The sequence below is a fragment of the Acidimicrobiales bacterium genome, from assembly GCA_035533595.1.
GTDB lineage: Bacteria > Actinomycetota > Acidimicrobiia > Acidimicrobiales > Bog-793 > DATLTN01.
Map to the genome: position 1 here is coordinate 75,385 of DATLTN010000061.1, position 24,178 is coordinate 99,562.

The following is a 24,178-nucleotide window of genomic DNA, read 5'->3' on the forward strand; positions in this document are numbered from 1 at the left end:
GTGCGGCTCCCGCCGCTCGCCCTCGGCCGGCCGCTCCCGCTGCGCCTCGGGGCGCGTCACTACGACCTCTCGGCGCGCGCGCTCGTGATGGGGATCGTGAACCGCACCCCCGACTCGTTCTACGACCACGGCCGCTACTTCGCCCTCGACGACTCGCTGCGCCTCGCCGAGGAGCTGGTCGGCGCCGGCGCCGACCTCATCGACGTCGGCGGCGTGCGCGCCGGGCCGGGGCCGGAGGTGACCCCCCAGGAGGAGATCGACCGCGTCCTCCCGGCGATCGAGGCGATCGTCGAGCGCTTCGACCTCCCCGTCTCGGTGGACACCTTCCGCGCCGGGGTCGCGGAGGCCGCCTACAAGGCGGGGGCGGTGCTCGGCAACGACATCAGCGGCCTCGCCGACCCGGAGTACCTGCCCGTCGCCGAGCGCTACGGTGCGAGCGTCGTCGCGACCCACATCCGCATCGGCCCGCGCATCGACGACCCCGACCCCCGCTACCCCGACGACGACGTGGTCGGCGCCGTCGAGGCCTTCCTCTCCGAGCGCCTGGCGCGGGCGCGCGCCGCCGGCCTCGCGGACGACCGCGTCATCCTCGACGCCGGCCTCGACCTCGGAAAGACCACCCCGCAGTCGCTCGCCCTGCTGCGCGCCTCGGCGCGCCTCGCGGCCCTCGGCCCACCGCTCCTGCTCTCCGCGTCCAACAAGGGCTTCCTCGGCGAGCTCCTCGACCTCGCGATCGACGAGCGGCGCGAGGCGACGATGGCCGCGCTCGCCCTCGGGATCACCCTCGGCTGCCGGGTGCTGCGGGTGCACGACGTCACCGGAGCGCTGCGCGTCACGCGCACCCTCGAACGGCTCGTCGGCTGATGGCCGAGAGCCACCTGCGCGCCGACGGCACCCCCGAGCGCGCCTACCTGCTCGCCGGCGAGGACGAGGGCCTCGTCTCCCAGCAGCTCGTCGCGCTCGTCGAGGAGCTCGCCGCGATCGAGGCGCTGCCTGGCGCGATCGAGGAGTACGAGGCGCCGTCGGCCGACGACGGCGTCGCGCTCGGCGCGGTGCTCGACGCGTGCCGGACGCCACCGTTCCTCGCCGACCGCCGGGTGATCGTGGTGCGCGAGACGAACCTCGACGCCGCCGGCCAGAAGGAGCTCCTCGCCTACCTCGCCGACCCCCTCGAGACGACGGTCCTCGTCTTCGCCCTCCTCGGGAAGAAGGCGACGGCCACGCTGCAGAAGGCCTTCGCCGCGGCCGGCCGGGTGCTCGCCGTCGCCCCCGCGAGCGGCGCACGGGGTCGCCAGCAGTGGTTCAGCGAGCACCTCGCGGGCGCCCCCGTGCGCCTCGACAACCAGGCGGTCGTCGCCCTCGACCGCCACCTGGGGGGCGACCTCGCGCGCCTCGCGCCGCTCCTCGAGTCGCTCGCCGCGGCCTACGGGGAGCACGCGCACGTGAGCGTCGAGGAGCTCGAGCCCTTCCTCGGGAGCGCCGGCGAGTCGACGCCCTGGGACCTCACCGACGCGATCGCCGAGGGGGATGCGGGCCGCGCCCTCGAGGTGCTCGGGCGCCAGTTCGGGGCCGGCCGCCACCCGATGCAGCTGCTCGCATCGCTGCACCGCCACTACGGGGCGCTGCTCCGCCTCGACGGCGCCGAGATCCACGACGAGGCGGCCGCCGCGTCGGCGACCGGGCTCGCCCCCTACCCCGCCCGCAAGGCCCTCGAGCAGTCGGGGCGCCTCGGCCACGAGCGGGTGGCGCGGGCGATCGGCCTGATCGCCGGGGCCGACCTCGACCTTCGCGGCCGCGTCGACTGGCCCGACGAGCTCGTGATCGAGGTGCTCGTCGCCCGCCTCGCGCAGCTCTCGCGCCTCGGCCGTCCCGCGCCGCGGGGGCGCCCGGCGCGCACCGGCCGCCGGTGAGCGAGGGCGTCGACCTCCACCTCCTCCTCGAGTTCGCCGGGGAGACGGCGCAGCGCGCCGGCGAGCTCCTCCTCGAGGGGCTCTCCGAGCGCGGCGCGAGCGAGCGCCTCGCGGCGGCGGCCACCAAGAGCTCGCCCACCGACCTCGTCACCGAGCTCGACCGGGCGAGCGAGGCGCTGATCGTGAAGGCGCTGCGCACCCGCCGCCCCGAGGACGGCCTGCTCGGCGAGGAGGGGACGAGCCGCGCCGGCAGCTCGGGCCTCACGTGGGTGATCGACCCCCTCGACGGCACGACGAACTTCGTCTACGGCTACGGCAGCTTCGCCGTCTCGATCGCCCTCGTCGACGCCGGCGGCCCGCTCCTCGGCGTCGTCCACGACCCGCTGCGGGGGGAGACCTTCAGCGCGGCGCGCGGCCTCGGCGCCCACCTCGACGGCCGCCGCCTCGCGGCACCGGCGGCGAGCGGCCCGCTCTCCGAGGCGCTCCTCGGGACGGGCTTCGGCTACGACACCGAGCTGCGCGTCGCGCAGGCGCGGCTGTTGCCGACGGTCCTCGGCGCGGTGCGCGACCTGCGCCGCGGCGGCTCGGCGGCGCTCGACCTCTGCAGCGTCGCGAGCGGCCGCCTCGACGGCTACTTCGAGGCCGGCCTCGCGCCCTGGGACCGCGCCGCGGGCGAGCTCGTCGTCACCGAGGCGGGCGGCGTCGTCCTCGAGGTCTCGGGGCCGCACGCCGGCCGCACGACCCTCGTCGCCTCTCCCCCCGACCGCCTCGAGGCACTCCTCGCCCTCCTCGCCTCGGCGGCCGAGGGCGCGACCCGCTGATCCCCGGCTCCCGGGCGGCACCGCTTTACACTCGACCCGGCGCCGCCCTGGCCATTAGGGTGCGCTGCTCGAATTCTCGAGACTCCTCGACCCCATCTGCGCAACGGTCAATGGGGACCGACACGAAGGGAGCAGTAAACCGATGACCAACCTCCTTGCTAGTGAAGGCGGCTACCAGGCCTTCACGCTGGGGTCGGCCGAGAAGGATTGGCTGTACTTCGCGCTCGCGACGGGCTTCCTCGCCCTCGTCGTCGCCCTCGGGCTGATGCGCAACGTGCTCTCGGCGGGCACCGGCACGCCGCTCATGCGCGAGATCGCGGCGGCGATCCAGGAGGGCGCGGAGGCCTTCTTGAAGCGCCAGTTCCGCGTCATCGGCATCATCGTGGTGCCGCTCGCCGTGCTCGTCTTCCTCACCGCGACCAAGGTCGTCGAGCCGAACGGCGTGCTCGCGCTGAGCTTCGGCCAGTCCGGCCTCTACCGCGCGATCGCCTTCCTCGTCGGCGCGACCTTCTCGGGGGCGACGGGGATCATCGGCATGAGCCTCTCGGTGCGCGGCAACGTGCGCACCGCGGCGGCCGCCCTCGGCGGCGAGCTCGCCCCCGCGCTGCGCGTCGCCTTCCGCACCGGCGGCGTGACGGGGATGTTCTGCGTCGGCCTCGGCATGATCGGCGCCTCGAGCTTCACCCTCATCTTCCAGAACTCCGCGAGCGCCGTGCTCGTCGGCTTCGGCTTCGGCGGCTCGCTGATCGCGCTGTTCATGCGTGTCGGCGGCGGCATCTTCACCAAGGCGGCCGACGTCGGCGCTGACCTCGTCGGCAAGGTCGAGGCGGGCATCCCCGAGGACGACCCCCGCAACGCGGCGACGATCGCCGACAACGTCGGCGACAACGTCGGCGACTGTGCGGGGATGGCGGCGGACCTGTTCGAGTCGTACGCGATCATGATCGTCGCCTCGCTGATCCTCGGCTACGCGGCCTTCAAGTCGATCCACCTCAACCCCGCGAAGGGCGTGCTCTTCCCGCTCATCATCGCCGGCTTCGGGATCATCGCCTCGATCATCGCGATCTTCTCGGTGCGCGGCCGCAAGTCCGACAAGACCGCGATGACGGCGATCAACCGCGGCTACCGCGTCGCCGGCCTCTCGACGATCGTCGCCGCGTTCCTCGTCGCCGAGTTCTACGTGAAGGACCTCGTCGTCTTCTGGGCGGTGCTCACCGGCGTCGTCCTCGGCCAGGTGGCCTCGCTCATCACCGAGTACTTCACCTCGACCGACCGCCCCCCCGTGCAGGAGATCGCCGAGGCGGCGCGCACCGGCCCCGCGACGACGGTCCTCGCGGGCATCGCGATCGGCCTCGAGTCCTCGGTGTGGGCGATCCTCTCCATCGCCGTCGCGATCGCGGTCGCCGTCGCGATCTCCTTCGGCGCGGCGCACGGCAACATCGAGCTCACCCTCTACCTCGTCGCGCTGATCGGCATGGGCCTGCTCGCGACCACCGGGATGGTGGTCTCCGAGGACAGCTTCGGCCCGGTCTCGGACAACTCGGCGGGCATCGCCGAGATGGCCGGCGAGTTCGGCGGCGAGGCCGAGCGGGTGATGGTCAGCCTCGACGCCGTCGGCAACACCACCAAGGCGATCACCAAGGGCGTCGCCATCGCCTCGGCGGTGATCGCCACGGTCGCGCTCTTCGCCTCGTTCATCGAGACGATCGGCAACCAGCTCGGCCTGGCTTCGGGCAACTCGCTCTTCCACGACGCGGCCACCCAGATCAACGTCGCCAACCCGATCACCTTCATCGGCGCGCTGATCGGCGGCTCGATCGCCTTCCTCTTCTCGGGCCTCGCGATCCGCGCCGTCGGCCGCTCGGCGGGGACGGTCGTCGAGGAGGTGCGCCGCCAGTTCCGGGAGCACCCCGGGATCATGGACCGCACCGAGAAGCCGGAGTACGGACGGGTGATCGACATCTGCACCAAGGCCGCTCAGCGCGAGCTCGCCACCCCGGCGCTGCTCGCGGTGCTCTCGCCGGTGATCGTCGGCTTCGGGATCAACTACTTCGCCCTCGGCGCCTTCCTCGTCGCGGCGATCCTCACCGGCCAGCTGATGGCGAACTTCCTCTCGAACTCGGGCGGCGCCTGGGACAACGCGAAGAAGTACATCGAGGACGGCCACGAGGGCGGCAAGGGCTCCGAGGCGCACAAGGCGGCGGTCATCGGCGACACCGTCGGCGACCCCTTCAAGGACACCGCCGGCCCGGCGCTGAACCCGCTCATCAAGGTGATGAACCTCGTCTCGCTGCTCATCCTGCCGGCGGTGATCACCACCCACTACCACCCCTGGGAGCGCTTCCCGATCGCCATCGCGGCGCTCGTGGTGCTCCTCTTCTTCATCGCCTTCTCCAAGCGCAAGTCGCCCGGCATCGAGGCCGCGAGCAACGAGCGCCCGGTCGGCAGCACGCTCTGAGGACCGCTCCGACCGAGGTCGGAGGTCGCCCCGGCGACGTGCACTCTGGAGGCCCCGGCGCAGCTCGCCGGGGCCTCCTCCGCGTCACGCCCCGGCGCGCGGCGCTGCGCCTAGAGGTGGATGTGCAGGGTGGACTCGATCGCGCGCACGACCGCGGCGGCCGCCCGGTCGTCGCCGGCGGGCGGGGCGATGTGCACGCCGTCGGCATCGCGCACCTCGACGAGGTTCCCCGAGGCGTCGGGGAGGAACTGTGCGTAGCTACCCGTCGGGCTCGCGAAGAGGTTGTAGATCGAGACGTAGCTGGCGTTCGGGTTCCCCGAGCAGGCGGCGGCGAAGGCGGCGTTGAGGCTCGGCGCGACGCTCCCCGCGAGCCCCGAGGAGGGGGACATGATCGGCAGCCCGACCCAGAACAGGTGCGCCCCCGAGGCGGTGACGAGGTCGACCATCTGGCGGAGCCGCGCCGTGTACTGCTGCAGCCAGAAGCTGCTGCCGGGGTCGGCGCGCCGGCCCTCGGCGATGAAGGGCTGCCAGTCGTTGCCGCCGAAGAGCGCCACCACGACCTGGGGGTGGTAGCGCGCGAGCTCGACGGAGAGGTTCGCCGGCCAGTCGTAGTAGGCGGGGTTGGCGAGGCCGGTGTTGCCGACCGACGCGCTCTGCAGCTCGACGCTCCTCGTCGTGCCGAGCAGGTCCTGTAGCCCGTAGCCGAGGTCGATGCCGATCGAGTCGCCGACGTCGAGCACCGAGAGGGGGTGCGCGGCGCTCGGCTGCAGGAAGGAGTTCGCCGTCGTCGGCGGGCTCGCGGCGCCCTTCGCCCTGCCGCCCCCGTGCCCGGCGGTCGCCGGCGGGAGCGCGATCACCCCCGGCGTCACCCCGGCCCTCCCGCCGAGGGCGCGGTTCGCGCCGTCGACGACGCGGTCGAGGCCGAAGAACTCCTGGACGCGGGCGATCGGCGTGAGGATCGCGAGCGCCACGCTGCGGCGGGCGCCGAGCGGCGAGGCGCCGGCCGAGGTGTAGAGCTGGCGGGCGTCGAGGGCGAGCCAGATCCCGAAGGCCGCGAGCGAGACGAGGAGGGCGCGACCCGCGGCGAGGGTGCGCCCCTCCGGCGCGACGTACGGCGCGCGCCGTCGCCCGCCGGGAGCGCGTCGGCGTGACGGGTGGCGGGGCGGGCGGGCCGAGGGCGCTCGGCGCTCGGGGACCATCAGAACTTGTAGTAGATGAAGGGCGCGACCCCCGGGGGGCCGAGCGTCGTGATGAGCAGCAGGCCGCAGCCGAGGAACGCCGCCTTGGCGCCGGCGTGCATCGCCGCGAAGCGCACCTGCACCGCCTCGGCGAGCCCCTTCGGCAGGTACTGGAGGGCGATCGAGCCGACGATCGTCGCCACGACCGGCAGGCGGAACAGCGGTGCTGCCTCCCCCCAGGTCGTGAAGAGGCGGCGCAGCAGGGTGAAGGCGGTCCCGAAGGTATCGGCGCGGAAGAAGAGCCAGCCGAGGCAGACGACGTGGAAGGTGCACAGCCTCCCGAGGAGGAGCGCGGCGCGCCCCGTCGGCTCGGGCGCGCGGCCCTGCGCGACGCGCCGCTCGCGGTGGAGGTGCCCGGCCACCTGCCCGACACCGTGGATCCCGCCCCAGGCGACGAAGGTCCACGCCGCCCCGTGCCAGAGCCCCCCGAGGAGCATCGTGATCATGATGTTGCGGGCCACCTGCCGGCGCGGGCCGCGGTTGCCCCCGAGGGGGATGTAGAGGTAGTCGCGCAGCCAGCTCGACAGGGTCATGTGCCAGCGCCGCCAGAAGTCCTGCAGCGAGCGCGCCGCGTAGGGGCGGTCGAAGTTCTGCGGGAAGCGGAAGCCGAGCAGCAGCGCGACCCCGATCGCGATGTCGGTGTAGCCGCTGAAGTCGCAGTAGATCTGCACCGCGTAGCCGTAGACGGCGAGGAGGATCTCCGGCGCGGTGTGCACCGTCGGGTTGTTGAAGACGGGGCCGACGATCGCCGAGGAGACGTAGCTCGAGATCACGACCTTCTTGAAGAGGCCCCCCATGATCAGGTAGGCGGCCTCGGGGAACTCGACCTTGCGCGGGTCGCGCAGCCGTGAGCGGGCGATCTGCGGGAGCAGGTCGCGGCCGCGCACGATCGGCCCGGCGATGAGGTGGGGGAAGAAGGCGACGTAGACCGCGACGTCGAGGAAGGGCGCGGGCTCGAGGTCGCGGCGGTAGATGTCGATCACGTAGGAGAGGCCCATGAAGGTGAAGAAGGAGATCCCGACGGGGAGGGTGACGCTGAGGGGCGGCAGCGGCGTGGCGTGCAGCCCCAGACTGTGCAGCGCGTTGTCGAAGGTCACCGACAAGAAGCCGTAGTACTTGAACCAGCCGAGCAGCGCGAGGTGGCCGACGACGCTCATCACGAGCGCGCCGCGGCGGGCGCGCCGCGTCCGCCCCTGCGCGACGGCGAGGCCGCCGACGGCGCTGATCAGCGTGGAGACAGCGAGGAGGAGGACGAAGCGCCAGTCCCACCAGGCGTAGAAGACGTAGCTGGCCGTGAGGATGAACGGCTTCCAGCGGCGTGGCGAGGGGGAGAGGAGCCAGTTGCCGAGAAAGACGACGGCGAAGAAGATCGCGAAGTCGATCGTCGGGAACAGCACTGAGCGGAATTCCTTGGCTACGGCGTCGGCGCCTCCCGCCGGACGGTGCCCGACTGTAGGTGACGGTCAGAAGTGCACCCCGTCACCTTTCCCTGATCAGCACCAGAATTTTCTCGTTACATCCTTGAAACGATGCGGCGGCCCCCCTAGCATGTTTCCGCCTTAGGGCTTGATCTCGGACTTCCGGGGTCGCTCACGGGACTGCTCGGTGGGGGGGCGTCGGTCTTGTGCAGGCGCGCGCTCGCGCACGCCGCCTGATGGCCGAGTGTCGCTCAGAGCAGAGGAGGCATCGTGGCCCTCACATGGAATCGAACGGTGGAATGGGACAGCGACGAGTGGCGCAACAGCGCCGCCTGTCGGGACACTGATCCGGACCTTTTCTTCCCGATCGGCACCACCGGCCAGGCGATCGAACAGATCGAGTCCGCGAAGGCGGTGTGCGAGACCTGCGAGGCGCTGGAGCCCTGTCTCGCCTTCGCCCTCGCGACGAACCAGGAGTCGGGAGTCTGGGGCGCAACCTCCGAGGAGGAGCGCCGCAAGCTGCGCAAGAGCTGGCTCGCCGAGCAGCGCCGCGCCGCCAGCTGAGGCCGCTCCGCCCGCTCGTCGGCCGGGCAGCCCGCGCCTGAGCGGCGCGGGCGTCGTCAGCTCGGGCCCTCGCTGCGCTGCAGCGGGATCGCGAGGCGCACCGCGGCGCCGTCCGCGCTCGTGACGGTGATCGAGCCCCCGAGCTGGCTGCGCACGAGGTCGCGCACGATGGCGAGGCCGAGGCTCGAGGTGCGGTCGATGTCGAAGTCGGGGGCGAAGCCGCTCCCGTTGTCCTGCACCGTGACGTCGAGCACGCCGTCGTGGGTCGCGAGGTCGACGGTGATCCGCGCCGGCAGCGCGTGCTCGCCGTTGAAGGCGTGCTCGACGGCGTTCTGCAGGAGCTCGGCGATGACCACCGCGAGCGGCGTGGCGACGTCCGCGGAGAGGTCCCCGACGTCCCCGTTCACGGCGACCTCGACGGCGTGACCCGAGAGGTCGGCGTCGCGGGTGAGGTGGATGAGCGCAGGGATGATCTCGTCGAAGCGGACCTGCTCCCCCGGCTCGCGGGCGAGGATCTCGTGCACGAGGGCGATCGCCGTGATCCGCCGCTCCGCCTCGAGGAGGGCGTCCCGGGCGCTCGGGTCCCCGAGGCGACGCGACTGCAGGCGCAGCAGCGAGGAGATCGTCTGCAGGTTGTTCTTCACCCGGTGGTGGACCTCGCGGATCGCGGCGTCCTTGGACAGCAACAGGCGGTCGCGGCGCCTCAGGTCGGTGACGTCGCGGAGCAGCACCACCGCGCCCGTCACCTCCGCCTCCTCGATGAGCGGGATGCAGTGGACGATCACCGTCACCTCGCCGCGGCGCTCGATCTCGTCGATCGCCGGCACCTGCCGCTCGAAGGCGCCGCGCACCGCCGGTGAGTCGACGCCGAGCTCCCCGAGGGTCGAGCCGATGATCTGGGTGAGGATGCCCATGCGGTGCAGCGCGTTCACCGCGTTCGGCGAGACGAAGGTGACCCGCTCGTCGGAGTCGAGGACGATCACCCCGTCGCCGGCGCGCGGCGCCTCCTCCATCATCTCGTCCTCGGCGAAGAAGGGGAACAGCCCCTCCGCGACCATCGCCGCGAGGCGGCTGAAGAGCTGCAGGTAGACGCGCTCGAGGCCGCCGGCGCGCCGCCCCCCCGTCGGCGACCAGACGCGCAGGAGGACCGCCACCACCTCGGCTTTGAAGCGGACCGGGATCGCGATCGCCCGCACCGCGCCGAGGGTGCGGTGCTCGGAGCCCTCCATCTCGGCGCTCGCGCCCCCCTGCCAGGCCTCGGCGACGACCGGCCACTCGTCGGCGCCCACCAGCTGGCCGACGACGTCGAGTTGCACGAGGGTCTGGCTCGTCGTCGGGCGCATCTGGCCGAAGATCACGAAGTGCAGGCCGAGCAGCCCCGCCTCGGCCGCCTCCCCCCCCGCCGCGCCGACGGCGAGCGAGTACTGGTCGACGGGGACGAAGAGCAGCAGGTCCGAGAAGGAGAGGTCGGCGAGCAGGCCCCAGGTGGCCATCAGCCGTTCCAGGTGCTGGCGGGCGGCGGTGTCGAGGCCGGTGAACTCCTGGGCCAGCTGGCGGGGCTCGCTCACGGCCCGATCGCCACGTCGCGCCCCTCGCGGGCGCGAAAGGCGCGCAGCTGCTCGTAGCCGGCGGCGCGGGCGAGGGCGGCGAGCTCGGCGGAGCGGTCGGCGACGTCGCCGGGGCCGTGGCTGTCCGAGGCCGTCGTCACCGGCACCTGGCGGGCGGCGAAGGCGGCGAGCAGGCTCGCCGAGGGGTAGGCCTCGGCGGCCGGCTTGCGCAGCCCCGCCGAGGAGATCTCCGCCGCCAGCCCCGAGGTGGCGGCGGCCTCGGCGATGCGCGCCTCGCACTCCTCGCGCGCCGCCGCCGAGGGGCGGATGCCGGCGACCTTCACGAGGTCGGGGTGCGCGAGCACGTCCACGGCGCGCGTCGCCGCCAGCTCCTCGAGCGCCCCGGTGTACTCCCGCCAGACCGCCTCGCCGCCGCGGCGCGACCACTGCGCCATCGCCACCTCGTCCTCCAGGTTGTCGAACATCCAGGTGCCGAGCCAGTGGACCGAGCCGAGGAGGACGTCGAAGGGATAGCCGGCGAGGAAGTCCGCCACCGCCGCCATCTGGCCGGGGTAGTAGTCGACCTCGAGGCCGAGGAGGACCGGGAGGCCCGCCGCCTTGGCGGTGAGCACCGCCTCCACGTAGTCGTCGAGCTCGGCGGTCGCGTGGTGCTCGAAGTAGGAGGAGATCGAGGTCGCGAGCGCCCGCTCCGGCTCGTCGCGCCAGAAGTCGCCGACGAGGCCGCGCACCGCGGTGAAGCGGAAGAGGTGCTCGGTGAGGGCGATCTCGGCGACGCCCCGTTCCGCGGCGCGCTCGCAGTAGACGCGCAGCCGCTCGAGGCGCTGCTCCCCGGCCTCGGCGCGCTCGCGGTGCGGCCAGAGGTGGACGTGGTAGTCGAGCACCCCGACCAGGCTAACGGTCCCGCCCCGGCCCACCCGGGAGGCCGGGCGATCGGGCCGGGCGATCGGGCCGGGCCGATCGGGCCGGGCGGGCTAGTCGAAGAGGTGCTCGGCGATCTCCAGCAGGCCGCCGAGGTCGGTGACGTCGCGCATCAGGTGCGGTACCCGCACGACCTGCTCGGCCTCGGCCGCGAGCTCGTCGATCAGCTGCTGCTCGCGCGTCGCCACCTGCGCGAAGTTGCAGAAGCCCGCGCCCACCTCGGCGAGCACCCGCGCCAGGCGCTCGCCGTCGGGGAAGCTTCCCGGCAGTGCCCGGGAGATTCGCTCGGCGAGCGGCGCGGCGTCCCCCTGCAGCGCCTCGGCGGTGCGCAGCGCGCCGCGGGCGGCGAAGGCCGCCGGCAGGGCCTTGTTCGCCACCACGAGGCCGAGGTGCAGCCGCCGCTCGGCGAGCGCACCGACGAAGGCGCGCGCCTCGCGGACCGGGACGGGCTCGGGGCTCGTCACCACCATGAAGGTCGTCTGCGGCTCGCGCAAAAGCGCCGAGACGGCGTGCGCGCGCGCGACGAAGCCCGGGTACATCGACTGGAAGAGGTTGAAGAAGACCGCCAGCTCCTCGAGGAGCTGGCTGCCGAGGATGCGGTCGGCGAGCTGGGTGAACGGGCGCGAGGCGAGGCCGACGAGGCGCGAGCGCGCCGGCGCAGTGAGCCAGCGCAAGAGCCGCGAGGAGAAGAACTCGGCCATCTTCTCCGGGGCGTCGACGAAGTCGAGGGCGCCGAGCGCGGGGGGCGTGTCGACGACGATGAGGTCGTAGCGCCCCTCGGCGTAGAGCTCGTAGAGGCGCTCCATCGCGATGTACTCGTGGCTGCGCGCGAAGCGCTGGGTGAGGTTGACGTAGAAGGGGTTGGCGAGGATCTGCCCGGCGACCTCGCGGCTCGGCGCGTGGCGCGTCACGAGGGCGTCCCAGGACTGCTTGGTGTCGAGCATCGCGGCGAAGAGCTCGCCCTTCGGGCGGGTCGCGCCGAACGCCGCCGCCGGCACGGGCCGCGCCTCGTCGCCGAGGCCGTCGAGGCCGAGGGCATCGGCGAGTCGGCGCGCCGGGTCGACGGTGATCACGAGGACGCGCACCGGGGCGCGCAGCGCCGCCCCCGCGGCGAGCGCCGCGGTCGTCGTCGTCTTGCCGACCCCGCCCGCCCCGCAGGCGATGAGGACCTCCTTGGTCGACAGCAGCCCCTCGAGGAGGAGCGAGGGCGCGCTAGCGCGCGCCCCCCGGCGGGGCGCCTCGGCGGGGCTCACGAGGCGGCGCTCACGAGGCGGCGCTCACGAGGAGGAGAGCTCCTCGCCGAGCAGCTCGGCGACGCGGTGCACGGCACGCGGCCCGTGCGCCCGCCCGAACAGGTACGGGAGGTGCAGCAGCGGCACCCCAGCCGGCAGCGCGGCGGCGAGGCGGGCGAGGTGGCTGGCGCCGGCGCGGCGGATCCCGACGGCGAGCGCCGCCCCCTCGAGGACGGCGGCGACCTCGCCGCCGAGCGCCTCCTCGACAAGGAGGAGGGCCTCGGGGCGGCGCAGCGCCTCGAAGTCCTCCTCCTCGCCGCGGCTGAACAGCTCGGGAAGGACGCGGTTGGCGACCACCGCGGCGAGCGCCACCCCGGTCTCCTCCTCGAGGCGACCGGTGAGCTCGAGCGCCTCGTTCACCGGCATCTCCTCGGGGGTCGCGACGACGACCACCCCGGTGCGCGCCGCGTCGCCGAGCAGCTCGAGCATCCACTGCGTCTCGGAGCGCACCGGCCCGACGCGCACGAGCTCGGAGAGGGCGACGGGCGCCGCGAAGTGCCCGACGATGTGCCCCGACGCGGTGGCGTCGACGACGACGAGGTCGTAGTGGCCCTCGCGCACCTCGTAGCAGAGCTTGCCGATGGTGAGCACCTCGCGCACGCCGGGCGCCGCGGCGGCGACGAAGTCGAGCGCCTGCGCGACGGGTGCGAGGCGGGTGAAGACCGGGAGGTGCAGGTGGAGGCGGAGGTACTCGCCGAGCGCCGCCTCGGTGTCCATCACCATCGCCGAGAGGCGGGGGGCGACGGCGCGGGGCGTGTAGGAGAGGGGGCCGCACTCGAGGGCGCGCGCGAGGTCGCCGCGCGGCTCCATCTCGCAGACGAGGGCCCGCTTGCCCGCGCCGCTCGCGAGGATGCCGAGGGCGCTCGCCACGGTGGTCCTCCCGACCCCGCCCTTGCCCGTGACGAACAGCAGCCGGTGGTCGAGGAGGCCGCTCACGGCCGCGGGGTGGGGCGCGCCCCCGCTACGACGCCCCGAAGCCGACGCGGCGGGCGTCGTCGGCGCCGATCTCGACGTAGGCGATGCGCGCCACCGGGACCGCGACCTGGCGGCCCCGCTTGTCGGTCAGCCACAGCACCCCGTCGCTGTCGGCGAGGGCCTTGTCGATGCGCCCGTGCACGGCGTCCTGGCTCTCGCCTTCGGCGAGCTCGATGTCGAGCTCTCTCGGTGCCTGGATGATGCCGATCCGCAGGTCCACGTGCGCTCCTTTTTCGTCGGCCGCCATCGTAGACAGAGGGGGAGGCGGCGCCGACCCGCCGGGCGCCGGCGTGGGCGGCCGCGAGACGCGAAATCCCTGCTGACGGTAGGATGGGGGTGAATCGACGAGGGGAGGCACCATGTGGGCGATCGCCGGCGTGCTGCTCGGACTTGTCGCCGTCGCGTCGCTCGTCGGCTTCCACGCCGGGCCGCACAGCCACGCCTTCGCCGGCGGGGTCGGCCTCGTCGCCGCGGTGTGGCTGGTGGTGATGGCCCTCACCGGGCAGTCGGGGCCGCTGCTCTGGCTCTTCTTCGGCGCCGACGTCGCCGTCTCCGCCGCGGTCGGCACCGCGGCCTGGAAGGGGCTGCAGGCCGCCCACCAGGTCCCCGCCGTGCAGCCGACGCGCCTCGAGGGCGCGCACGGCCACGCGCTCGTCGACCTTAACCCCGAGGGCACCGTGCGGGTGCGCGGCGAGACCTGGTCGGCGCGCTCGCTGAACGGGCGCATCGCCGCGGGGAGCGAGGTGCAGGTGATCAACGCCAAAGGGGTGCGCCTCGAGGTGTGGGGCGAGGGCAACGTCGGGCACCCGCCCTTCGCCCTCGGTGATGCCGGGCTCGACGACAGCTCGGACAATGGGAGGACGGCTTCATCATGATTGGGATCATCGTCGGCGTGGCGGTCTTCGCCGCCCTCATCGGCCTCGGGACCTCCGTACGGATCGTCCGCGAGTACCAGCGCATCGTGCTCTTCCGCCTCGGGCGCGTCATCGGGGTGAAGGGGCCCGGGCTGATCTTCCTCAACCCGATCACCGACCGCACCTCGCTCGTCGACCTCCGCGAGCAGTACCTGGAGGTCCCCCACCAGACCGCGATCACCGCGGACAACGCGCCGATCTCGATCGACTTCATCATCTTCTACAAGGTCGTCGACGCCTCGATGTCGGTCGTCGCGGTGCAGAACTTCGCCGGTGCGGCGCTCAACGTCGCGGCGACGACGCTGCGCAGCGTCGTCGGCGACATGCCGCTCGACGACGTGCTCTCCAAGCGCGACGACATGAACGCGCTGCTGCGGGTGCGCCTCGACGAGGTCACCGAGCGCTGGGGCGTGAAGGTCACCAACGTCGAGGTCCGCGAGGTCAACCCGCCGCCTGGTGTCCTCGAGGCGATGACCCGCCAGATGTCGGCCGAGCGGACCCGCCGCGCGCAGGTCACCGAGGCCGAGGGGCAGAAGTCGGCGGCGATCCTCTCCGCGGAAGGTGAGCGGCAGGCGAAGATCACCCTCGCCGAAGGCCAGCAGAAGGCGGCGATCCTCGCCGCCGAAGGTGAGCGGCAGTCGGCGCTCTTGAAGGCGCAGGGCTTCTCGGGCGGCCTCGAGACGATCCTCGGCGTGGCGAAGGGCCTCGACGAGAACACCCTCCTCCTCCAGTACCTGGAGACCCTGAAGCAGATCGGTGCCTCGCCCTCCACCAAGCTCGTCGTCCCGATGGAGCTCGGCGGGCTGCTGAACGGGCTGCGGGCCCTCATGCCCGCCGCCCCCTCGAGCAACGGCGCGAAGGCCCCCGAGGCAAAGGTCGCCGAGCCGAAGGCCGTGGAGGGCGCGACGCGCGACTGAGCGCCGCGGCGGTCAGGCCCGCCGGCCCCCCGGCACGTCCACCCCGCGCGGCAGCCGGGCGATCGGCCAGCCGAGGCGCTCGACCGCGAGGTCAAAGGCGTAGCGGTCGGTCATCCCGGCGACGTAGCTGACGGCGGCCGTGGTGCGCGCCGTGTCGTCGGCGTCGGCCGGGAGGGCGCCCGCCATCGCCTGCGGGCGGCTCGCGAAGTACTCGACGAGGGCGCGCAACACCGCGATCACGCTCGCCGCCTGCGCGACGGACTCCTCGCGGAGGTAGACCCGCTCGTAGTTGAAGCGGCGGAACTCGGCGAGGCCGTCGGCGAGGGGGGCGGGCATCAGCACCTCGCCGGCCGCCGCGCTCGTCGTGACGAGGGCGTCGACGAAGGCCCCGAGCTGGTCGCTGCGGCGACTCCCGCAGCGCTCGCGCACCACCGCGGGCAGCTCGCCCGCGGCGACGACCCCCGCGGAGACGGCGTCCTCGAAGTCATGGCAGACGTAGGCGATGCGGTCCGCCCAGCTCACCACCTCCCCCTCGGGGGTGCGCGGCGCGGGGCGGGACCAGGAGTGGTTGCGGATCCCGTCGGCGACCTCGGCGGTGAGGTTGAGCGAGGCGAGGGCGACGTCGGCGCCGAAGACGGCGTGGTCGAAGCCCCCCTCGAGGTAGGGGGTGAAGGCGTCCTCGCTGGCGTGGCCGCCGGGGCCGTGGCCGCAGTCGTGGCCGAGGGCGATCGCCTCGGCGAGGGCCACGTTGAGGCCGAGCGAGGCGGCGAGCGAGCGGGCCACCTGCGCGACCTCGAGGGCGTGCGTGAGGCGGGTGCGCTGGTGGTCGCGGGGAAAGACGAAGACCTGGGTCTTGCCGGCGAGGCGGCGGAAGGCCGGGGAGTGCAGCACGCGGTCGCGGTCGCGCTCGAAGGCGGTGCGGAACTCGTCGGGCGCCTCGGGGCGGAGGCGCTCGCCGCCGCCGCGGGCGCGCGTCGCGCCGGGCGCGAGCAGGCGGTCCTCGAGCTCCTCGCGCGCCTCGCGCCGCAGCGGGGTGACCGCGCCGATCTTCGCCCGGCTCCCCTCGTGCGCGCTGCGCAGCGCCCCCGCCGCGTCGAAGCCCCCCATCGTCTCCGCCCAGGCGGCGGCGCGCTCTTGGATGAACGGCTCCTCTGGCACATCGAAAGCGTAGAGGTCGGTCGCGACAGTGCCGGCGGCTGCCGGCAGTCGCGACGGTGAGGCGGCTGCCGGCCCATTAGGGGGCATCGCCGTTCGCGTGAGCGCTCGGTGAAAGGCGCCAACATTACGAAAAGATGTCGGTAACGTGGTGAACGGGGAGCTTCCGGCGGCGCCCGAGGGGGAGGAGGGCGTCGCCGGCCCCGCCCGTCAGCTGATCGAGAGCTCGGAGCGGTAGATGCGCGCCGGCCCGGCGGCGACGATCTGCTCGGCGAGGTCGGCGAAGATCTGCGCCACCTCGCCCTCGGGATCGGCGATCACCGCCGGGATGCCCTCGTCCGCGTCCTCGCCGCCGACGGCGGGGACGAGCGGCACCTTGGCGAGCAGCGGCGCCTCGAGGGTCTTCGCGAGCAGCTCGCCGCCGCCCGAGCCGAAGAGCTCGTAGCGGGTGCCGTCGGGGGTGCGGAAGTAGGACATGTTCTCGATCACGCCGCGGATCGGCAGCCGCAGCTGGCGCGCCAGCGAGCCGGCCCGCTGCGCGATGCGCGCCGAGCCGAGCTGCGGCGTGGTCACGAGGTAGAGCTCGGCGCGTGGCAGCTGCTGGCCGACCGAGAGGGCGATGTCGCCGGTGCCGGGCGGCATGTCGACGACGAGGAACTCCGGCGTCCCCCAGTGGACGTCGTTCAGGAACTGCTCGAGGGCGCGGTGCAGCATCGGCCCCCGCCAGGCGACGGCCTTGTCCTCGTCGACGAAGAAGCCCATCGAGATCGCCCGCACGCCGCGCGCCACGGGCGGGAGGATGGTCTTTCCGAGCACGAGCGGGGCGTAGCCGACCTTCAGCATGCGCGGCACCGAGAAGCCGTGGATGTCGGCGTCGAGGAGGCCGACGCTGTGCCCGGCGCGGGCGAGCGCGACCGCGAGGCTGACCGTCACCGAGGACTTCCCGACGCCCCCCTTGCCCGACGCGATCGCGAGGACCCTTGTCCGCGAGGAGCGGCTCGTGAAGGGGTTCTCGCGCGCCTCTCCGCCCGCCGCCGACTCCCCCTGCATCGCCTTCAGCAGCCCGCCGATCTCGACGCGCCGCGCCTCGTCCATCTCGATGAGGCGGAGCTCGATGCCCCGCCGCTCGCCGTCGGGGAGCGCGGCGGTGAGGCGCCCCGTGAGCTCGTTGGTCGCCGGGTACTCGCCCGGCGGCACCTCGACGGTGACCTCGATCGCACGGCGGCCGCCGCGCACCTGGCGCAGCGTGCCGAGCTCGCCGAGCGGGTGGAACAGGAGCGGGTCTTCGACGAGCGCGAGGGCGGCACTCAGCGTCGCGTCGTTGCTGTCCGCCATCTCTTTACCTGCCGCCCCGTCGTTGCCGCGGGCGCTTCCCGGCGGCGCCACTGTCAGATCGACCTTAGAGGATCGGGCTCGCGCCCCCGGCCGCCTCAGCGCGTGCTCGTGGTCGTGGTCACCGACGCGAGGAGGCCCGCCAGCGCGGCGGGCGGGCTGCGGTGCGCCTCGCGGTAGGCGACGGCGATCTCGGGGGCGAGGCTCTCGGCGAGGGGGCGCGCCGGCGAGTCGGCGAGGAAGGCGGCGAACTCGCCCGCCGCCGCCGCCGGCTCGGCGCGGTCCTGCAGGTCGGCGAGGCCGAGAAAGCCGCGCGCTGGGGCGTAGCCGGGGTGCTCGCGTGCCACCGCGTCGAGGCCGGCGTCGCCCGAGCGCACCTCGTCGCGCGCCCCGCCGGCGATGCCGATGAGGCGGATCAGCCACGCCCGGTAGGTGCGCGCCTCGAGCTCGCCGGGCTGGCGGGCGAGCACCGTGTCGTAGAGCGAGACCGCCTGGGAGAACTGCCCCTCGTTTCCGAGGACGAGGGCCTGGCTGAGCTCCTCGGCGGTGGCCTCGTTCGCCGGGAGGTTGACCGTGCCGGTCGCGCTCTCGCCGGGGAGGCGCACCCCGGCGACGAGCAGCGCGACGACGACGAGGAGGCCGAGGAAGCAGGCCACCGCCCCGCCGGCGAGGAGGCGGCGGGTCGCCGTGCGCCCGAGGCGGCGACGCAGGCGCGCGGCGGCGGAGGGGCGCGGCCCCCCGTGCGCGGGCGCGGCGGCGGGGGTCGCGGCGAGCGCCTCCTCGGCGGCCGCGAGGCGCTCGCGGTAGCCGGCCTGCAGCGTCGCGAAGTCGGCGTCGTCGACGTCGCCGGCGCGGTGCTCGAGCTCGAGGTCCTCGATCGAGCGGAGGAGGAAGTCCCGCTCGGCGACGAGGCCCTCGCGGGCGCGCGCCGCGGGGCGCCGCTCAGCCACCGGCCCCCCCGCCGCCGACCGCGGGCACCACCCCCCGGCGGCGGGCGCGCACGAGGAAGGTGACGCCCGCCGCCCCGGCGAGCGCGACCAGCGCGGCGGGGATCGCGACGACGAGCGCGCCGAGGCCGCCGCGGGGCTCGAGGATCGCCCCCGGGTACTTCGCGAGGACGGCGGACTCGATCGCGTCGTTGCTCTCCCCGGCGGCGACGCCGCGCGCCACGTCGCGGTCGAGCGCCTGCGCGATGTTGTCGGTCGACTGCCCGATCGAGAGGTCCGTGCAGCTCGGGCACTTCAGCACCGACTCGAGGTAGCGGACGCGCGCCGCGCCCGCCGGGAGGGGGTGCACGCTCCCGATCGCGAGGAAGGTGAGGGCGACCACGACGGCGAGGCCGAGGCCGAGGAAGGTGCGTCGGGAGCCCCCGCGGCGAGGTGCGTCAGCCAACGCCGGCCCCCTCGGACTCGGCCTTTTGCAGCTCCCGCTCGGCGGCGCCGGCGGTGACCGCCCCGGGGAGCCAGGCGACGACGCGCCCCGCGGGCGAGACGAGGAAGGACTGCGGGGGGTTCGCGACCCCGTAGGCGACGGCGATGTCGCTCGTCGGGTCGGCGACGGCGGGCCAGGTGGCGCCGTAGCGGCGGAGGAAGCCGGCGGCGTTCCCCGCGGAGTCGTCGAAGACCACGCCGAGCACGGAGGCGACCTTGCGGTCGGTGAAGGCGAAGCTCGCGAGCTGGGGTGCCTCGCCGGCACACGGCGCGCACCAGCTGGCGAAGAAGCTCACGAGCACGTAGCGGCCGTGCAGCGAGCCGAGGCGCTCGACGCGGCCCGAGAGCAGGTCGGCGCCGCTGATCGCCGGCGCCTGCTCGCCGACGAGCGGGTTGGCCGCCGGGCCTGGGGGGTGGCTGACGACCGTCGCGAAGACGGCGATGAGCACGACGGCGACGACCCCCGCGACCGCGGCGGCGAGCGCGACGCGGCGGCGCTTCAGCTGCCCACCCCGGCGGGGACCGGCGGGAGGAGCTCGGGGATCGCCACCGAGATCGGGTCCGTCGGCCGCCGCCGCCGCCCCGGCCAGGCCGCGAGCAGCGCGCCCGCGCCGGCGAGGAAGCCGCCGATCCACATCCAGATCACGAGGGGGATGACGAGGATCGTGAGCGTCGCCCGGCGGGCGCCGGCGGTGATCTCACTGCCGGGCGAGAGGTAGACGTCGTCGATCAGGGTGCTGCGGATCGACGGCGTGCCGATGTGCTCGGTCTGGCCGGCGAAGGTGTCGACCGCGGGGCGGAGCGTGTAGCGGCCGTCGACCGAGACGACCGCCTGCACGCCGCTGCGGTCGGGCGAGGAGAACGAGCGCACCCCCTCGAGCAGGAAGCGGTGGTGGTCGATCGTCACCGGGCGGCCGACGGTGAGGGTCTCGTAGCGCGAGACCTGGAACGAGCTCGAGGCGCTGAGGCCGACGGCGATGACGATGATCCCGAGGTGGACGATCATCCCGCCGTTGGCGCGCCCGACGAGGCCGCGCAGCGGGGAGAGGCCGTGGCGGCGCGAGGCGAGCGCGGCGAGGACGAGCTGGCGCAGCGCCGAGGCGGCGGCGAAGGCGCCGAGGCCGAAGGCGCCGAGCGGCAGCAGCCCGCGCAGGCCGCAGAGCACGCAGATCGCGATCGTCCCCGCCGCGGCCCACGCCGAGACGAGGAGGCGGCGGGCGAGGAGGCCGGGGGCCGCCACGCGCCACGGGAGCACCGGCGCGATCGCCATGAAGAAGAGGAGCGCGATGCCGATCGGCACGGTGAAGGTGTCGAAGTAGGGGCGGCCGATCGAGACCTGCTGGTTGGAGAAGGTCTGCACGAACAGCGGGAAGACCGTGCCGACGAGGACGACGACGGCGAAGGCGGCGAAGAGGAAGTTGTTGACGAGGAAGGCCCCCTCGCGCGAGAGCGGCGAGTCGATGCCCCCGGGCGAGGCGAGGCGGTCGCCGCGCCAGCCGATGAGCACCACCCCGCTCACGACGACCACGGCGAAGAAGCTGAGGAGCGCGGGGCCGATCCCCGAGTCCGAGAAGGCGTGCACCGAGTTCACCGCCCCGGAGCGGGTGAGGAAGGTGCCGAGGATGGTGAGCGAGAAGGTGGCGATGAGGAGCGAGAGGTTCCAGATCCTGAGCAGCCCCCGCCGCTCCTGGACCATCACCGAGTGCAGGTAGGCGGTGGCGGTGAGCCAGGGCAGCAGCGCCGCGTTCTCGACGGGGTCCCACCCCCAGAAGCCCCCCCAGCCGAGCACCTGGTAGGACCACCAGCCGCCGAGCATGATCCCGACGGTGAGGAACGCAAAGGCGACGAGGGCGAAGCGGCGCACCTCGACGAGCCACCCCTCCCCCACCCTGCCGGTGACGAGCGAGCCGATCGCGAAGGCGTAGGGGATCGTGAAGCCGACGTAGCCGAGGTAGAGGAGGGGCGGGTGGATCGCGACGAGCAGGTTGTTCTGCAGGAGCGCGTTCGCCCCCGCCCCCGCGCCGCTGTTCGCCACCGCCCCGACCTGCGCGGCGAAGGGGTCGGCGGGGCCGAGCATGAGGGCGAGGAAGAAGGTCGCGACCGCGAGGCCGGTGACGAGCGCGACGGCGACCACCCGGTCGGTCGCGCGCGCCCGGAAGTGGCGGGCGACGAGGGCGAGGTAGCCGGCGAGGATCAGCACCCACAGCAGGATCGAGCCCTGCAGCGCCGACCACATCCCGGTGATCGAGAAGAACAACGGCGTCGTGCGGGCGTTGTTGGCGGCGACGAAGGCGAGAGAGAAGTCATGGGTGACGAGCGCCCGCTCCATCGCCGCGCTCGCGACGAGGGCGCCGGCGAGGGCCACGAGCGGCCAGCGCGTCGCCCGCACGAGCAGCGCGTCGCGGCCGCGCAGCAGGCCGCGCAGGCCGTCGCCGATCCCGCCGAGCGCCCCGATGAGGGCGAGGAGGAGGCCGGCGTGGCCGAGGAGGGCGTTCAACGGGGGCGGCGGCTCAGCGGACGCTGCCGTTCGGGGCGCGCACCCGGCCGGGGTGGGCGGCGATGTAGCTGTTCGAGTGCTTCACGAGGATCTGCACCGAGTCGAAGACGTCGCTGTGCGCCTCGAAGTGGCCGACGAGGACGACGGGCACGTTCGGCGTGAAGAGCTGCGGCGGGTCGGCGGCGTTCTCGACGCGCACCCGGGCCCTCCCCGACGAGATCGTGAAGGCCCGGAGGGCGTCGTCGGTCGTGACGAGCGACCCCTTCACGACCACGCCCTCGATGTCAAAGGTCGACGAGCCGAGGCTCGCGCGCGCGGCGATCGCCTGGTCCGCGGTCTTGAAGTAGACGACGGCGGAAGTGAGCGTCTTGTAGAGGAGGAAACCCATCGCCCCGAGGAGGACGACGAAGACGACGATGAGGCGGCGGCGGAGGGCGCTCCGTCCCCGCGGCGCAGCCGGCGGCGGGGGCGGGAGGACCCGCGCGCCCGCCGCGTGCTCGGTGGTGGTCATCGCTCCTCGGGCTCCTCGGCGGGGAGCACCGGCAGCTCGCGCCGCCTGAGCGCCCGTTGCTCGCGCAGCCGCAGCGTCGCGCCGTAGGCGACGAGCGAGACGAGGGTCACGCTGTAGCCGGCCTCGATGTAGCCGTTCACAGCCCCTCCCGGCGGCGGGCCTCGAGCTCGCGCCGCAGCGCCTGCTCGTCGCCCTCGTCGACGAGGCGGGCGAGGCGGTAGCGGTGGCCGACCAGCCAGACGTAGACGAGGGCGAAGGCGACGAAGCCGAGGAGCAGCGTGTAGAGCATCGAGCCGTGCACGTAGGTCTTGCCGGCGGTGAGCGAGGGGCGCTGGTGCAGGCTCGTCCACCACTGCACCGAGAAGTAGACGACGGGGACGTCGATGAAGGCGATCAGCGCGGCGATCGCCGAGCGGCGGGCGCGCACCTCGGGGTCGCCGGGCACGGCGCGGATCGCCAGGTAGCCGAGGTAGAGGACGAGGAGCAGCGCCGTCGTCGTGAGTAGTGGGTCCCAGACCCACCAAGCCCCCCAGGTCGGCCGCCCCCAGATCGACCCGGTGACGAGGGTGAGCGCGGTGAAGACGACGCCGACCTCCGCGGAGGCGCCCGCGAGGCGGTCGAGCACGAGCGAGCGGGTGCGCGGCCAGAGGTAGCCGAGGCTCGAGAGGAACGAGACGCCGTAGGCGAGGAACGAAACGAAGGCCATCGGCGGGTGGATGTACAGCAGCCGCACGAGGTTGTGCATGTAGACGTCGGGCGGCGTCACCCACAGGCCGAGGACGACGTCGGCGAGGACGCCGCCGATCCCGAGCGCGCCGGCGAGGGCGAGGAGCGGCGGGCTGCGGCGCGGCGGCGCGGCGGCGACCGGCGGGCGCCGATCGGCGGTGAGCACGCTCACCGGTCCTCGAGCATCGGGCCGAAGACGACGACGCCGAGCGCCGTGTAGACGAGCGCGAAGGCGGCGACGAGGCCGATCCAGCCGAGGGACTGCCCCGGTTGGTGGGCGAGCGCGTGCTTCCAGGCCGTCGTCGCGCCGAGGAGCACCGGCGCCGCGGCGGGGAGGAAGAGCAGCGGGAGCAGCGTCTCGCGCACCCGCGCCGAGGCGGAGAGGGCGCCGTAGAGCGCGCCGAGGGCGGCGAGGCCGGCGGTCGCGGCGAGGGCGCTCACGACGAGGACGCCTCCGCTCGTGAGCGGGAGCGAGAACAACAGGGCGGCGACGACCGAGAGCAGCACCTCGAGCAGGCACAGCTGCAGCGCGATCGCGCCGGCCTTGCCGAGGAAGACCCCGGCCGGGTCCAGGCCCGAGAGGCGCAGCCCGTCGGCCGCGTCGTCGGCGGCCTCGATCGCGAAGCTGCGCTGCACCGCGAGGGTCGTCGAGAACAGCACCGCCAGCCAGAAGAGCCCCGCCTCGGCGCCGGCGAGCGTCTTCGGGTCGGGGCCGAGCGCGAAGCCGAAGAGCACGAGCACCGAGAGCGCGAAGGGCGCGATCTGGTTGAGCGCGACCCGCGAGCCGAACTCGATGCGCAGGTCCTTGCCGCCGACGAGGAGCGCGTCACGCCACATCGGCGCCGGCCTGTTCGCGGTAGTCCGGGGCGGCGACGGCGTGCGGCGCCTCGGGTGCCTCGGGGAGGGTCCGCCCACCGGCGAGGCACACGCTCCGGTCGGCGAGCGCGCCGGCGCGCGCGAGCTCGTGGGAGGAGAAGAGCACCGAGCTGCCGACGGCGCGCGCCTCGGCGACGAGCTCGTCGACGAGGGCCCTCCCCTCCTCGTCGATCCCCGCGTGCGGCTCGTCGAGGAGCCACAGCCGCGGCGAGCGGGCGAGCAGCACGGCGAGGTTGCAGCGGCGCCGCTGGCCCTGGGAGAGGGCGCCGGCGCGCGTCTGGCGGAGGCGCCCGCCGAGGCCGAGGCGCTCGAGCGAGGGCCCCACCCGCGCCTCGTCGGCGCGCCCGGCGCGCACCGCGAAGCGGACGTTGGCCTCGACGGTGAGGTCGTCGTAGAGGAAGCTCGAGTGGCCGAGGAGGTGGACCTCGCGGCGCAGCGCCCTGCGGTCGACGGCGAGGTCGTGGCCGAGGACGCTGGCGCTCCCCGAGGTCACCCGCAGGAGCCCCGCGCACAGGCGCAGCAGGCTCGTCTTGCCGGCGCCGTTCGGCCCGTGGAGGTGGACGACCTCGCCCTCCTCGACGGTGAGGGTCAGCCCCGACAGGAGGGGGAAGCGGCCGGCAAGCGAGACGGCCTCACGGAGATCGACGGCAACGGCCAT

At 73.9% G+C, this 24,178-nt stretch carries 25 protein-coding genes; 7 read left to right on the top strand and 18 right to left on the bottom strand.

Annotated elements, in window-relative coordinates; translation table 11 throughout:
* The 4 genes from folP to VNF07_11765 all read left to right on the top strand — a co-directional run bounded on the left by folP (position 1) and on the right by VNF07_11765 (position 5,189).
* Positions 1 to 864 (top strand): dihydropteroate synthase, encoded by an 864-nt coding sequence (gene folP, locus VNF07_11750; GenBank protein HVB06909.1) that lies wholly within the window; start codon positions 1 to 3, stop codon positions 862 to 864.
* Positions 864 to 1,910 (top strand): DNA polymerase III subunit delta, encoded by a 1,047-nt coding sequence (gene holA, locus VNF07_11755; protein ID HVB06910.1) that lies wholly within the window; start codon positions 864 to 866, stop codon positions 1,908 to 1,910. Before folP ends, holA begins: the two co-directional genes overlap by 1 nt.
* On the top strand, positions 1,907 to 2,731 hold the full coding sequence (locus VNF07_11760; GenBank protein ID HVB06911.1) for an inositol monophosphatase family protein: 825 nt from the start codon (positions 1,907 to 1,909) through the stop codon (positions 2,729 to 2,731). Before holA ends, VNF07_11760 begins: the two co-directional genes overlap by 4 nt.
* Positions 2,732 to 2,873: 142 nt before the next feature.
* Positions 2,874 to 5,189 (top strand): sodium-translocating pyrophosphatase, encoded by a 2,316-nt coding sequence (locus tag VNF07_11765; GenBank protein ID HVB06912.1) that lies wholly within the window; start codon positions 2,874 to 2,876, stop codon positions 5,187 to 5,189.
* A 110-nt stretch (positions 5,190 to 5,299) separates the two neighbouring features.
* Here the strand turns inward: VNF07_11765 and VNF07_11770 are convergent, their stop codons facing one another.
* Both VNF07_11770 and VNF07_11775 read right to left on the bottom strand, forming a co-directional pair.
* Positions 5,300 to 6,388: a DUF459 domain-containing protein gene (locus VNF07_11770; GenBank protein HVB06913.1), complete on the bottom strand. Its 1,089-nt coding sequence runs from the start codon at positions 6,386 to 6,388 to the stop codon at positions 5,300 to 5,302.
* Positions 6,388 to 7,824 carry an MBOAT family protein gene (locus VNF07_11775; GenBank protein HVB06914.1) on the bottom strand — a complete coding sequence of 479 codons (1,437 nt, stop codon included), beginning with the start codon at positions 7,822 to 7,824 and terminating at the stop codon, positions 6,388 to 6,390. Before VNF07_11775 ends, VNF07_11770 begins: the two co-directional genes overlap by 1 nt.
* 291 nt (positions 7,825 to 8,115) lie before the next feature.
* Between VNF07_11775 and VNF07_11780 the strand changes: the two genes are divergently transcribed.
* Entirely contained in the window at positions 8,116 to 8,409 is a 294-nt protein-coding gene (locus VNF07_11780; protein ID HVB06915.1) for a WhiB family transcriptional regulator, read from the top strand.
* A 56-nt stretch (positions 8,410 to 8,465) separates the two neighbouring features.
* Here VNF07_11780 and VNF07_11785 read toward each other — a convergent pair whose 3' ends face one another.
* The 5 genes from VNF07_11785 to VNF07_11805 form a co-directional block, all read right to left on the bottom strand.
* A complete protein-coding gene (locus tag VNF07_11785) occupies positions 8,466 to 9,977 on the bottom strand; it encodes a sensor histidine kinase (GenBank protein ID HVB06916.1) in 1,512 nt (503 codons plus the stop codon).
* Positions 9,974 to 10,858, bottom strand: a complete 885-nt coding sequence (locus VNF07_11790; GenBank protein HVB06917.1) for a histidinol-phosphatase — start codon at positions 10,856 to 10,858, stop codon at positions 9,974 to 9,976. Before VNF07_11790 ends, VNF07_11785 begins: the two co-directional genes overlap by 4 nt.
* Positions 10,859 to 10,948: 90 nt before the next feature.
* Positions 10,949 to 12,148: an ArsA-related P-loop ATPase gene (locus tag VNF07_11795; protein ID HVB06918.1), complete on the bottom strand. Its 1,200-nt coding sequence runs from the start codon at positions 12,146 to 12,148 to the stop codon at positions 10,949 to 10,951.
* 24 nt (positions 12,149 to 12,172) lie between these two features.
* A complete protein-coding gene (locus VNF07_11800; protein HVB06919.1) occupies positions 12,173 to 13,123 on the bottom strand; it encodes an ArsA family ATPase in 951 nt (316 codons plus the stop codon).
* 25 nt (positions 13,124 to 13,148) lie between these two features.
* Positions 13,149 to 13,382, bottom strand: a complete 234-nt coding sequence (locus VNF07_11805; GenBank protein HVB06920.1) for a DUF3107 domain-containing protein — start codon at positions 13,380 to 13,382, stop codon at positions 13,149 to 13,151.
* A 139-nt stretch (positions 13,383 to 13,521) separates the two neighbouring features.
* On the opposite strand from VNF07_11805, the gene VNF07_11810 reads away from it, so the two are divergent.
* Together VNF07_11810 and VNF07_11815 are read left to right on the top strand one after the other, a co-directional pair.
* Positions 13,522 to 14,037, top strand: a complete 516-nt coding sequence (locus tag VNF07_11810; GenBank protein ID HVB06921.1) for an NfeD family protein — start codon at positions 13,522 to 13,524, stop codon at positions 14,035 to 14,037.
* Positions 14,034 to 14,993 carry an SPFH domain-containing protein gene (locus VNF07_11815; protein ID HVB06922.1) on the top strand — a complete coding sequence of 320 codons (960 nt, stop codon included), beginning with the start codon at positions 14,034 to 14,036 and terminating at the stop codon, positions 14,991 to 14,993. Before VNF07_11810 ends, VNF07_11815 begins: the two co-directional genes overlap by 4 nt.
* A gap of 12 nt (positions 14,994 to 15,005) precedes the next feature.
* Here VNF07_11815 and VNF07_11820 read toward each other — a convergent pair whose 3' ends face one another.
* The 11 genes from VNF07_11820 to ccmA form a co-directional block, all read right to left on the bottom strand.
* Complete coding sequence (locus VNF07_11820) at positions 15,006 to 16,151, bottom strand: HD domain-containing protein (GenBank protein HVB06923.1); 1,146 nt, start codon at positions 16,149 to 16,151, stop codon at positions 15,006 to 15,008.
* Between the two features lie 207 nt (positions 16,152 to 16,358).
* On the bottom strand, positions 16,359 to 17,483 hold the full coding sequence (locus VNF07_11825) for an Mrp/NBP35 family ATP-binding protein (GenBank protein ID HVB06924.1): 1,125 nt from the start codon (positions 17,481 to 17,483) through the stop codon (positions 16,359 to 16,361).
* A gap of 95 nt (positions 17,484 to 17,578) precedes the next feature.
* Positions 17,579 to 18,430 carry a hypothetical protein gene (locus tag VNF07_11830; protein ID HVB06925.1) on the bottom strand — a complete coding sequence of 284 codons (852 nt, stop codon included), beginning with the start codon at positions 18,428 to 18,430 and terminating at the stop codon, positions 17,579 to 17,581.
* Positions 18,423 to 18,872: a cytochrome c-type biogenesis protein CcmH gene (locus VNF07_11835; GenBank protein HVB06926.1), complete on the bottom strand. Its 450-nt coding sequence runs from the start codon at positions 18,870 to 18,872 to the stop codon at positions 18,423 to 18,425. Before VNF07_11835 ends, VNF07_11830 begins: the two co-directional genes overlap by 8 nt.
* A complete protein-coding gene (locus VNF07_11840) occupies positions 18,865 to 19,359 on the bottom strand; it encodes a TlpA disulfide reductase family protein (protein ID HVB06927.1) in 495 nt (164 codons plus the stop codon). Before VNF07_11840 ends, VNF07_11835 begins: the two co-directional genes overlap by 8 nt.
* Before the next feature lie 50 nt (positions 19,360 to 19,409).
* Positions 19,410 to 21,407 (bottom strand): cytochrome c-type biogenesis CcmF C-terminal domain-containing protein, encoded by a 1,998-nt coding sequence (locus VNF07_11845; GenBank protein ID HVB06928.1) that lies wholly within the window; start codon positions 21,405 to 21,407, stop codon positions 19,410 to 19,412.
* 13 nt (positions 21,408 to 21,420) lie between these two features.
* On the bottom strand, positions 21,421 to 21,918 hold the full coding sequence (locus tag VNF07_11850; protein HVB06929.1) for a cytochrome c maturation protein CcmE: 498 nt from the start codon (positions 21,916 to 21,918) through the stop codon (positions 21,421 to 21,423).
* Positions 21,915 to 22,058, bottom strand: a complete 144-nt coding sequence (locus tag VNF07_11855; GenBank protein HVB06930.1) for a hypothetical protein — start codon at positions 22,056 to 22,058, stop codon at positions 21,915 to 21,917. Before VNF07_11855 ends, VNF07_11850 begins: the two co-directional genes overlap by 4 nt.
* Positions 22,055 to 22,816 (bottom strand): cytochrome c biogenesis protein CcsA, encoded by a 762-nt coding sequence (gene ccsA, locus VNF07_11860; GenBank protein HVB06931.1) that lies wholly within the window; start codon positions 22,814 to 22,816, stop codon positions 22,055 to 22,057. Before ccsA ends, VNF07_11855 begins: the two co-directional genes overlap by 4 nt.
* A complete protein-coding gene (locus tag VNF07_11865) occupies positions 22,813 to 23,481 on the bottom strand; it encodes a heme exporter protein CcmB (GenBank protein HVB06932.1) in 669 nt (222 codons plus the stop codon). Before VNF07_11865 ends, ccsA begins: the two co-directional genes overlap by 4 nt.
* Complete coding sequence (ccmA, locus tag VNF07_11870) at positions 23,471 to 24,178, bottom strand: heme ABC exporter ATP-binding protein CcmA (protein ID HVB06933.1); 708 nt, start codon at positions 24,176 to 24,178, stop codon at positions 23,471 to 23,473. The genes VNF07_11865 and ccmA overlap by 11 nt, the downstream gene beginning before the upstream one ends.

What these genes read in the sequence shown, in the direction of transcription:
- VNF07_11815 (HVB06922.1), top strand. Translation starts at nt 14,034, where the DNA reads ATGATTGGGATCATCGTCGGCGTGGCGGTCTTCGCCGCCCTCATCGGC.
- VNF07_11865 (HVB06932.1), bottom strand. Translation starts at nt 23,481, where the DNA reads ATGTGGCGTGACGCGCTCCTCGTCGGCGGCAAGGACCTGCGCATCGAG.
- VNF07_11810 (HVB06921.1), top strand. Translation starts at nt 13,522, where the DNA reads ATGTGGGCGATCGCCGGCGTGCTGCTCGGACTTGTCGCCGTCGCGTCG.
- VNF07_11825 (HVB06924.1), bottom strand. Translation starts at nt 17,483, where the DNA reads ATGGCGGACAGCAACGACGCGACGCTGAGTGCCGCCCTCGCGCTCGTC.
- ccmA (HVB06933.1), bottom strand. Translation starts at nt 24,178, where the DNA reads ATGGCCGTTGCCGTCGATCTCCGTGAGGCCGTCTCGCTTGCCGGCCGC.
- VNF07_11770 (HVB06913.1), bottom strand. Translation starts at nt 6,388, where the DNA reads ATGGTCCCCGAGCGCCGAGCGCCCTCGGCCCGCCCGCCCCGCCACCCG.
- VNF07_11850 (HVB06929.1), bottom strand. Translation starts at nt 21,918, where the DNA reads ATGACCACCACCGAGCACGCGGCGGGCGCGCGGGTCCTCCCGCCCCCG.
- VNF07_11765 (HVB06912.1), top strand. Translation starts at nt 2,874, where the DNA reads ATGACCAACCTCCTTGCTAGTGAAGGCGGCTACCAGGCCTTCACGCTG.
- holA (HVB06910.1), top strand. Translation starts at nt 864, where the DNA reads ATGGCCGAGAGCCACCTGCGCGCCGACGGCACCCCCGAGCGCGCCTAC.